Source organism: Halomonas almeriensis (assembly GCF_030409235.1).
GTDB lineage: Bacteria > Pseudomonadota > Gammaproteobacteria > Pseudomonadales > Halomonadaceae > Halomonas > Halomonas almeriensis.
The window spans coordinates 40621-50438 of sequence record NZ_JAUFPO010000009.1 but is presented as its reverse complement, the minus strand read 5'-3'; the positions used below and the strand labels follow the sequence as shown (position 1 = coordinate 50438).

Sequence of the window (9818 nt, the reverse complement as noted above, 5' to 3'; positions counted from 1 at the left end):
ACAGGAGGCTTCCATGCGACGAGTGGTAGTCACCGGCCTGGGCATCGTTTCCTGCCTGGGCAATGACGCACAACAGGTGCTCGAGGCACTGCGCCAGGGGCGGTCGGGCATTCGCTTCAAGGAAGACTATGCCGAGCGCGGCTTCCGCAGCCAGGTGGCCGGTGTCGTCGACATCGACCTGGATGCCGTAGTCGACCGCAAGCTCAAGCGCTTCATGGGCGATGCCGCCGCTTATGCCTATGTCTCGATGAATCAGGCCATTGAGGATTCGGGCCTGACACCGGAACAGGTTTCCAACGAGCGCACCGGCCTGATCGCCGGCTCGGGCGGCGCCTCGAGTGCCAACCAGGTCGAGGCGGCCGATGTCATGCGTGACAAGGGACTGCGCCGCGTGGGTCCCTATCGGGTCACCCGCACCATGGGCAGCACCGTATCGGCTTGCCTGGCCACGCCCTTCCAGATCAAGGGCGTCAACTACTCCATTTCCTCGGCCTGCGCCACCTCGGCCCATTGCATCGGCAGTGCCATGGAACAGATCCAGCTGGGCAAGCAGGACGTGGTCTTCGCCGGCGGCGGCGAGGAAGAGCACTGGACCCTGTCCTGCCTGTTCGACGCCATGGGCGCCCTTTCCACCCAGTACAACGACGCGCCCGAGCAGGCGTCGCGCCCCTACGATCAGGCGCGCGACGGCTTCATCATCGCCGGTGGCGGCGGCATGCTGGTCCTGGAAGAGCTGGAGCACGCCAAGGCACGTGGCGCCACCATCTATGCGGAGCTGGTCGGTTATGGCGCCACATCCGACGGCTACGACATGGTCGCGCCCTCCGGCGAGGGTGCCGCCCGCTGCATGCGCCAGGCCATGGCCACGGTCGACGGCCGGATCGACTACATCAACACCCACGGCACTTCCACGCCCGTGGGTGACGTCGCCGAACTCAAGGCGGTTCGGGAAGTCTTCGGCGATGAGACGCCGGCGATGAGCTCCACCAAGTCGCTGACCGGCCACTCGCTGGGCGCCACCGGGGTGCAGGAAACCATCTACTCGCTGCTGATGATGAAGAACGACTTCATCGCGGCCTCCGCCAATGTTGAGAACCTCGACGAGCAGGCAGCGGGCTTCGATATCGTCACCGAGCGGCGCGACACCCACGTGGAGCGCGTGCTGTCCAACAGCTTCGGGTTCGGCGGCACGAACGCCTGCCTGGTGCTCGAGAAGTATCGCGACTGAGGGCCCCGGGGGCCACGGCAGATGACTCAAGGCGCCCCTCGGGGCGCCTTTTTTGAAGGTCTCAGATTTTGAAGGCCTCAGGCACTCCGGGGCGAGTGCCCCGGTCAGGCGGGCACCGGCCGCGGCACGTCGGAAATTTCGCTCAGCCGCGCCTCGATCCAGGCCTCGGTCTCCGCCAGCACCTCTTCCGCGCTGCGTCCCGCGGTCTCGATGGGTTCACCGACCACCAGGGTCAGGCGCCCCGGCTGCTTGACCCAGTGACGGCCGGGCCAGCGTTCGCCGGCATTGTGCGCCACCGGCACCACCGGCACGCCGGCGCGGCAGGCGATGACGGCGCCACTCTTGTTGTAGCGACGCTGCTGCCCTGGCTCGACGCGGGTGCCCTCGGGAAAGATCAGTACCGACAACCCTTCCTCCAGGCGTTGCTTGCCCTGGGTCAGCACCTGTTTCATGGCCCGCGACGGCCGGGAGCGGTCCAGCGCGATGGGGTGCAGCAGGCGCAGCCCCCAGCCGAAGATCGGAAAATTCAACAGCTCCTTCTTGAGTACGGTACAGACCGGCGGCTTGAGCAACTGCAGATAGACCGTCTCCCACTCGCACTGGTGATTCGACAACAGCACACAGGCACCCTCGGGCAGGTTTTCCCGGCCGCGAATCTCGTAGCGGACCCCGCACACCAGGCGGAACCAGGCGATGATGAAGTGGTTGTAGAGGTTGAGCAGCCGGTAGCGGCTGGCCAATGGCAGGAACGGCGACGGCGGGAGGAAGAGCACACCGCAGACAAGCATGGCGGCAAAATAGCCGATATAGAAGATGGTGCTGCGAACGACATTCATGCCTTGCCGGACTCCCTGCCATGGTCCTCTGCGGCATCCCGGGCCAGGCACCACAGATCCAGCATGCGCTCGACCTCCAGCCGCCAGGGCTTCTGGTGCACGCCAAAGACTTCCAGTACACGACGGCAATTGAGCACACGGCGCAACGGCTGGTCGTGATGATGATTGAGTGCCTTGACAGCGCCCAGCGAAACGGACTCGCCACGTCCCTCGAGGCGGGTCTGCAACTGGGTGCGTACCATCGAGACAAAGGTATAGATACTGACCGGCTCGGTGCCCGCCAGATGATAACTGCCCCAGGCCTGCGCCCCGCAGGATTGCTGCTGCAGCATGCCGATCAATGCCATGGCGACGGCATCACAGGATGTCGGACAGAGCACCACATCCGAGGCGGCCCGCTGCTCCTCACCCCTGACCAGACCATCCAGCAGCTCGCCGAGCCAGGCGTGACTGCCGTCCAGGGCAAACAAGGGCCCAAGCCGCACGATCAGGTGACGCGGCCACTCGGCGCGAATCCGGTTGCCGGCCTGGACCAGGCGCCTGAGATCCTCATCGCGCGGTTCGGGGATCACATGCTCGTCGATGGGCGACTCATGGCCCTGTTCGTATAACTGATCGGACACACACCAGACCAGCGGCACCTCGCCCTGCTGGCAGACGCTCAGGCATGCCTCCACGGCTTCGGCGTGGGCGGTGACCGACGCCGGCTCGGCATTGATGGGACGAGACAGGGGCGGAATGATCAGGGCATCCGGCGCCACTTCATCGAGCCTTTGCTGAGTAATCTCGAGGCTCGGCTCGATGACCAGCTCGACATCACTGCGCCGACTGGCCTCGCGCACCAGCGCCAGGCTCAGGCAATGACCGGCATCCAGTATCAGCAGCTTCACGACAACTCCTTTTCGATGGTCCGGCCGGGCTCGGGAGACGCCACAAGGCGTCCCGGAGCGGGCACCATTCTACACCAGGTCCACACCCGGAGTGGCAGGATACCGGCCGTATTTCCCCTCAACGCACCAGCCCCGCTGGACCGGGGCCTGGTGACGACGCCCTGGGGTCAGCGATCAGAACGGGATTTCATCATCGAAGTCATCGAAACTGCCGGGGTCCGGGGCGCCGTAGTTGCCGCCCTGCTGGCCACCCTGCTGCTGCCCGCCCTGATGGGGCGCTGGCTGCTGAGGCGCACGTTGCGGCTGCCCACCGCCCTGATTGGCCGGCTGGCCATACTGGCCGCCCTGCTGCGGCTGGCCGCCGCCGAAGTTGCCGCCACCCTGGCCACCGTCACTGCGACCGTCCAGCATCTGCATGTCGTTGGCAACGACCTCGGTGGAATACCTGTCCTGGCCGTTCTGGTCCTGCCACTTGCGGGTCTGCAGGCGGCCCTCGATGTAGACCTTGGAGCCCTTGCGCAGATACTGCTGGGCAATCTCGGCGGTCTTGTTGAACATCACCACGCGATGCCACTCGGTGCGTTCTTGGCGCTGACCACTCTGACGGTCCATCCAGGTATCGGTGGTCGCCAGGTTGAGATTGGCCACCGCGGAGCCGGAGGCCGTGAAGCGCACTTCCGGGTCCTGCCCGAGGTTGCCGATGAGAATGACCTTGTTGATGCCACGGGCCATGGTTGACTCCTTATCAATACGTGATGCTGCGGATTCCTTGGCACCGGTTAACCGGCGCCACCATCATGTCAGGGTGCTGCGACCCAGTGCTTCAAGCCTTGTCCTGCGGCTGCTCTGCTCGGCCGACCAGGTGTGCCAGGGCCTGCTCATCGAGGCGCTGTCGGTCAATCTTGAGATAGGCGCGCCCTTCCTCGGGCACCACCAGTACATCCTCGACGCCCGCCACATCGGCGAACCTGGCCATCAGGGTATCCATGGCGGCCTCATCATGCTGGTGGTGCAACGCGACCACCTCGCTGGAAAGGTGGCGAGGCGGGGTCATGCCGAGCATCAGCATCAGCCAGGCAACCCCCAGCATGGCACATCCGGCAAAAACCGCATCCAGCCCCCATTGCTGAGACAGCCAGCCGCCCATCACGCCACCCAGGAAGGCGCCCAGGAACTGGCTGGTCGAGTAGAGTCCCATGGCCGTGCCCTTGGCACCGGCCGGGGCCAGCTTGCTAAGCAATGACGGCAGCGTCGCCTCGAGCAGATTGAAGGCCACGAAGAACATCAGCAGCCACAACAACAAGCCGTGGAGCCCTTGCGCCAGACCGGCCAGGCCCGCCAGGCTGAGGGTGATGGCGATTATCGCGCCCAGGCACATGGGTTTCATGCGGCGCCATTTTTCGGCCACGATCACCAACGGCACCATCAGCACGAAGGCCATGCCCATGAGCCCCAGATAGACCCAGCCATGCTGCGCGCCAGGAATGCCGGCCTCGACCAGCCGAAAGGGCACGGCCACGAACAGCGCCATCAGAATCAGGTGCAGGGCAAAGATCGAGGCGTCCATGCGCCACAGATCCATGCGCCCCAGGATGTGCTTCAACTGGTCACGGTCGAGACCGACATCCTGGTGTCTGGCACGGCGTGGCGCAGGCGGCACCAGCTTCCAGAGTACCAGCATGCCCAGGGCCGACAAGGCGGCCGTGAACCAGAAGACGCCACCGAGGCCGAATTGCGCCGACACCAGAGGCCCCAGCACCATGGCCACGCCAAAGGCAACGCCGATCGACAGGCCGATCGTGGCCATGGCGGCGGTGCGCACTTCCTCTCGGGTCTGGTCGGCCAGCAGGGCCATTATGGCCGCTGCCACGGCGCCACTGCCCTGTAGACAGCGACCGGCGATGACCATGCCGATACTCTGTGCCTCGGCGGCTACGATGCTACCCAGGATGAACAGACACAGCCCGACGGCAATGACCGGCTTGCGACCGATACGATCGGAAACGAGGCCGAAGGGAATCTGCAGCGCCGCCTGGGTCAGGCCATAGATCCCCAGCGCCAGCCCCACCAGCAAGGGAGTCGCGCCCTGCAGATCCTCGGCATACAGGGCCAGCACCGGCAGCACCATGAACAGTCCCAGCATGCGCGAGGCATACAGGCCGGCCAGGCCGACAATGGCGCGTCGCTCCGAGGGCAACAGCAGTCCAGAGACCTTTCGCATAGGGGTGGCGTTTCCGTGAACGGGCAAGCGCCCTTGAATGGAGTGCATATTCTAGCGGTTTGCCAGCACCCGAGGAAAGCCAAAGCCGGGCAGGCTTTGCCGCGGCCACGAGCAGCCACGTATAATCGACTTTTTACCGTGTCTCGCAGAGGTGGGAATGGACAAGATTCTGGTTCGCGGTGCGCGCACCCACAACCTCCAGCAAATCGACGTCGAGTTGCCGCGAGACAAGCTGATCGTGGTAACCGGTCTATCCGGTTCAGGCAAGTCATCGCTGGCCTTCGATACGCTCTATGCAGAAGGCCAGCGGCGTTATGTGGAATCACTCTCGACCTATGCCCGGCAGTTCCTGTCGATGATGGAAAAGCCCGATGTCGACCACATCGAGGGGTTGTCGCCGGCCATTTCCATCGAACAGAAATCGACCTCCCACAACCCGCGCTCGACCGTGGGCACGATTACCGAAATCTACGACTACCTGCGGCTACTCTTTGCACGCGCCGGGACACCACGCTGCCCGGAGCATGGCGAGGACCTGGAAGCTCAGACCATCTCGCAGATGGTCGATCAGGTCCTGGCGCTGCCCGAAGGCAGCAAGCTGATGCTGTTGGCCCCGGTGGTCAGCGGGCGCAAGGGCGAGCACCTGCAACTGCTCGCCGAACTGCGCGCCCAGGGCTTCGTGCGTGCCATGGTCGACGGCCAGGTGCTCGAGCTGGATGACATCAAGCCGCTGGACAAGAACAAGAAGCACGACATCAGCGTGGTGGTGGATCGCATCAAGGTCCGTGAGGGGCTTGCCCAGCGTCTCGCTGAGTCGTTCGAGACGGCCTTGGGGCTGGCCGACGGCACGGCGATCGTCCACTTCATGGACGGCGAAGCCGAGGATCTGGCCTTCTCGTCGCGTTTTGCCTGCCCGGTCTGCGGCTACTCGATCGCCGAGCTCGAGCCGCGCATGTTCTCGTTCAACAACCCCGCCGGGGCCTGCTCCTCCTGCGATGGCCTGGGAGTGCAGCAGTTCTTCGCCGCAGAAAAGCTGATCAGCCACCCGGAGCTCTCGCTGGCCGAGGGCGTCATCAAGGGCTGGGATCGTCGCAGTGTCTACTACTTCAACCAGTTGCAGGCGGTCGCAGAGCATTACCGCTTCGCCCTGGAAACCCCCTGGCAGGACTTGGCACGTCACGAGCGCGAGATTGTCCTGCATGGCAGCGGCAAGGACCCTGTGGCCTTCCACTACGTCAACGACAGGGGGCGCAAGGTGACCCGCGAGCACCCCTTCGAGGGGGTGCTGCCCAACATGCAGCGCCGCTACCGGGAAACCGAATCCAGCTCGGTACGCGAGGAGCTGGCCCGTTATATCTCGACCCAGGCCTGTCCGGCTTGCCAGGGCAGCCGGTTGCGCAAGGAAGCGCGCAATGTGTTCATCGACGACCAGACCCTGCCGGACGTGGTGGGCCTGCCGATCGGCGAAGGCCTGGCCTATTTTCAGGCGCTTTCCCTGCCGGGCCGCAAGGGCGAGATCGCCGAGAAGATCCTCAACGAGATTCGCGCGCGACTGGAGTTTCTGGTTAATGTCGGTCTCGACTACCTGAACCTGGAGCGCAGCGCCGAAACCCTCTCCGGCGGCGAGGCCCAGCGGATTCGCCTGGCCAGCCAGATCGGCGCCGGACTGGTGGGCGTCATGTACATCCTCGATGAACCTTCCATCGGCCTGCACCAGCGCGACAACGACCGCCTGCTGCAGACCCTGGAACGCCTCCGCGATCTGGGCAATACGGTCATCGTGGTGGAACACGATGAAGACGCCATCCGCTCCGCGGACCATGTCCTCGACATCGGGCCGGGGGCCGGCGTGCATGGCGGCCGCATCGTCGCTCAGGGCACCCCAGAGGACATCATGGCCACGCCGGAGTCGCTGACCGGCCAGTACCTGTCGCGCGAGCGGCGCATCGAGGTACCGCCCTGGCGCATTCCCGGCAACCCGGAGAAACAGGTGGTGCTGTCGGGCGCCACCGGCAACAACCTGCAGGATGTGACCCTGACCCTGCCGCTGGGACTCTTCGTGTGTGTCACCGGCGTCTCCGGCTCGGGCAAGTCGACCCTGATCAACTCGACCCTGATGCCGATCGCCGCCCGGGAGCTGAACCGCGCCACGGCCCTCAGTCCGGCGGCGCATGCCGGCATCCAGGGCCTCGAGCACCTGGACAAGGTGATCGACATCGACCAGAGTCCCATCGGCCGTACGCCGCGCTCCAACCCGGCCACCTATACCGGCATCTTCACGCCGATTCGCGAGCTGTTCGCCGGCACCCAGGAGGCACGGGCCCGCGGCTACAAGCCCGGCCGCTTCTCCTTCAACGTCAAGGGCGGCCGCTGCGAGGCCTGTCAGGGCGAAGGCATGATCAAGGTCGAAATGCACTTCCTGCCCGATATCTATGTGCCCTGTGATGTCTGCAAGGGCAAGCGCTACAACCGCGAGACCCTGGAGATCGCCTACAAGGGCAAAAGCATTCACGAGGTCCTCGAGATGACCGTCGAGGAGGCCCTGGAATTCTTCTCGCCGGTACCGGCCATCGCCCGGCGCCTGCAGACCCTGATGGATGTCGGCCTGTCCTACATCCGCCTGGGGCAGAGTGCCACCACGCTGTCCGGCGGCGAGGCGCAACGCGTCAAGCTGGCACGCGAACTGGCCAAGCGGGATACCGGCAAGACACTCTACATCCTCGACGAACCGACCACCGGCCTGCACTTCGAGGACATCCGCCAGTTGCTCGGCGTGCTCCACCGCCTGCGCGACCACGGCAACACCATCGTGGTCATCGAGCACAACCTGGATGTCATCAAGACCGCCGACTGGCTCATCGACCTCGGCCCGGAAGGCGGCTCCGGCGGCGGCCGCATCATCGCCGAAGGCACCCCGGAACAGGTCGCCAGGGAAAGCGCCTCGCACACCGGACGCTTCCTCAAACCGATGCTCGAACGCGCCAAGAGTGACGAGCCGCGAGCCACGAGCAGCGCGGAGGCATGACCCAGTTGCGAAGCTCAAACGAGTGACGAGCCGCGAGCCACGAGCAGCGCAAAGTCGCGACTCGGGCTCGTAGCTCGTAGCTCGTAGCTCGTCTTCCAGCTTCCAGGCGTGCAGCGCCGCTCTGCCAGCTCGAAACTAAAAAACCGGCTCCCTGGGGAGCCGGTTTTGTTTCGCCGCGAGGTTGCGCGCGAGGATCAGTCCTCGGCGGCTTCCTCGATGACCGGACGGTCGACGAGTTCGACGTAGGCCATGGGGGCGTTGTCGCCGGTGCGGTAGCCGCACTTCAGCACACGGACGTAACCGCCCGGGCGCTCGGCGTAACGCGGACCCAGCTCATTGAAGAGCTTGCCGACCGCTTCCTTGGAGCGGGTGCGACTGAAGGCCAGACGACGATTCGCGACGCTATCCTGCTTAGCCAGGGTGATCAGCGGCTCGATATGACGACGCAGTTCCTTGGCCTTGGGCAGTGTTGTCTTGATCATTTCATGCTCGACCAGCGACACGCACATGTTCTTGAACATGGCTTGGCGATGTGAGCTGGTGCGATTCAGATGACGACCACTCTTACGATGACGCATGGTTGTAATTCCTTACCAAACTGGGACTCGAGTCGACACTCACGCGGAGGCCTTGTCGTCCTTCAGGCTAGCGGGTGGCCAGTTGTCCAGCCGCATGCCAAGGGACAGGCCACGAGCGGCCAACACGTCCTTGATCTCGTTCAACGATTTCTTGCCGAGATTCGGAGTCTTCAGCAGCTCGACTTCGGTGCGCTGAATAAGGTCTCCGATGTAGTAGATATTCTCGGCTTTCAGACAGTTGGCGCTGCGGACGGTCAACTCGAGATCGTCTACGGGGCGCAGCAGGATGGGATCGATGTGATCCTCTTCCTCTTCGACTTCCTGTTCCTTGTCGGCTTCCAGGTCAACAAACGCGGCCAACTGCTCCTGCAGGATGGTCGCGCTGCGACGGATCGCCTCTTCCGGATCCAGGGTGCCGTCGGTTTCCAGGTCGATGATCAGCTTGTCGAGGTCAGTACGCTGTTCGACACGAGCCGCTTCGACGGAGTAGGAAACACGACGGACGGGGCTGAAGGTTGCATCCAGCTGCAGGCGGCCGATAGTGCGAGACTCGTCGTCGCCTTCGCCACGCACATCGGCCGGCTCGTAGCCGCGACCGCGCGCGATCTTGAGCTGCATCTTCAGCTCGGCACCTTCGTTGACGTGGGCAATGATATGCTCGGGATTGACGACTTCGACATCGTGGTCGAGAGCAATGTCACCCGCTGTCACGACGGCCGGGCCCTGCTTGTTCAGCGAGAGCACCGCCTCGTCGCGGCTATGCATCTTGATCGCCACGTCCTTGAGGTTCAGGAGAATTTCGATCACATCTTCCTGAACACCCTCGATCGCGCTGTACTCGTGCTCGACTCCCTGGATCTCGGCCTCGACCACGGCACAGCCGGGCATGGAGGAGAGCAGGATGCGACGCAGAGCATTGCCCAGTGTGTGGCCGAAGCCACGTTCGAAGGGCTCGAGCACAATCTTCGCGTGATGTGCGCTGGTCTCTTCGACCTTGATATCGCGAGGACGGAGAAACTCTGTCACTGAACGCTGCATAT

Annotated in this window: 8 protein-coding genes; 2 read left to right on the top strand and 6 right to left on the bottom strand. The window is 64.1% G+C overall.

All coding sequences use genetic code 11. The features are described from left to right. Positions 1-13 precede the first annotated feature (13 nt). Positions 14-1228 (top strand): beta-ketoacyl-ACP synthase I, encoded by a 1215-nt coding sequence (gene fabB / locus QWY74_RS07085; protein WP_264824339.1) that lies wholly within the window; start codon positions 14-16, stop codon positions 1226-1228. A 104-nt stretch (positions 1229-1332) separates the two neighbouring features. On the opposite strand, the gene QWY74_RS07080 is transcribed toward fabB, so the two are convergent. The 4 genes from QWY74_RS07080 to QWY74_RS07065 all read right to left on the bottom strand — a co-directional run bounded on the left by QWY74_RS07080 (position 1333) and on the right by QWY74_RS07065 (position 5175). Then, positions 1333-2064 carry a lysophospholipid acyltransferase family protein gene (locus QWY74_RS07080; protein WP_264824340.1) on the bottom strand — a complete coding sequence of 244 codons (732 nt, stop codon included), beginning with the start codon at positions 2062-2064 and terminating at the stop codon, positions 1333-1335. Then, entirely contained in the window at positions 2061-2954 is an 894-nt protein-coding gene (locus tag QWY74_RS07075) for a sugar nucleotide-binding protein (protein ID WP_264824341.1), read from the bottom strand. The genes QWY74_RS07080 and QWY74_RS07075 overlap by 4 nt, the downstream gene beginning before the upstream one ends. A gap of 174 nt (positions 2955-3128) precedes the next feature. Continuing rightward, positions 3129-3686: a single-stranded DNA-binding protein gene (gene ssb / locus QWY74_RS07070; RefSeq protein WP_264824342.1), complete on the bottom strand. Its 558-nt coding sequence runs from the start codon at positions 3684-3686 to the stop codon at positions 3129-3131. A gap of 91 nt (positions 3687-3777) precedes the next feature. Continuing rightward, positions 3778-5175 carry an MFS transporter gene (locus QWY74_RS07065; RefSeq protein WP_264824343.1) on the bottom strand — a complete coding sequence of 466 codons (1398 nt, stop codon included), beginning with the start codon at positions 5173-5175 and terminating at the stop codon, positions 3778-3780. Positions 5176-5332: 157 nt separating this feature from the next. Here QWY74_RS07065 and uvrA point away from each other — a divergent pair, with 157 nt between their 5' ends. Then, on the top strand, positions 5333-8200 hold the full coding sequence (gene uvrA / locus QWY74_RS07060) for an excinuclease ABC subunit UvrA (RefSeq protein ID WP_264824344.1): 2868 nt from the start codon (positions 5333-5335) through the stop codon (positions 8198-8200). Between the two features lie 194 nt (positions 8201-8394). Here the strand turns inward: uvrA and rplQ are convergent, their stop codons facing one another. Both rplQ and QWY74_RS07050 read right to left on the bottom strand, forming a co-directional pair. Next, entirely contained in the window at positions 8395-8778 is a 384-nt protein-coding gene (gene rplQ, locus QWY74_RS07055) for a 50S ribosomal protein L17 (RefSeq protein WP_264824345.1), read from the bottom strand. A 39-nt stretch (positions 8779-8817) separates the two neighbouring features. Next, positions 8818-9816: a DNA-directed RNA polymerase subunit alpha gene (locus tag QWY74_RS07050; protein ID WP_264824346.1), complete on the bottom strand. Its 999-nt coding sequence runs from the start codon at positions 9814-9816 to the stop codon at positions 8818-8820. Between the last annotated feature and the right edge of the window lie 2 nt (positions 9817-9818).

Excerpts from the sequence above, each read along its gene's own strand:
- fabB (WP_264824339.1), top strand. The coding sequence starts at position 14 with ATGCGACGAGTGGTAGTCACCGGCCTGGGCATCGTTTCCTGCCTGGGC.
- QWY74_RS07050 (WP_264824346.1), bottom strand. The coding sequence starts at position 9,816 with ATGCAGCGTTCAGTGACAGAGTTTCTCCGTCCTCGCGATATCAAGGTC.
- rplQ (WP_264824345.1), bottom strand. The coding sequence starts at position 8,778 with ATGCGTCATCGTAAGAGTGGTCGTCATCTGAATCGCACCAGCTCACAT.
- QWY74_RS07065 (WP_264824343.1), bottom strand. The coding sequence starts at position 5,175 with ATGCGAAAGGTCTCTGGACTGCTGTTGCCCTCGGAGCGACGCGCCATT.
- uvrA (WP_264824344.1), top strand. The coding sequence starts at position 5,333 with ATGGACAAGATTCTGGTTCGCGGTGCGCGCACCCACAACCTCCAGCAA.
- ssb (WP_264824342.1), bottom strand. The coding sequence starts at position 3,686 with ATGGCCCGTGGCATCAACAAGGTCATTCTCATCGGCAACCTCGGGCAG.
- QWY74_RS07080 (WP_264824340.1), bottom strand. The coding sequence starts at position 2,064 with ATGAATGTCGTTCGCAGCACCATCTTCTATATCGGCTATTTTGCCGCC.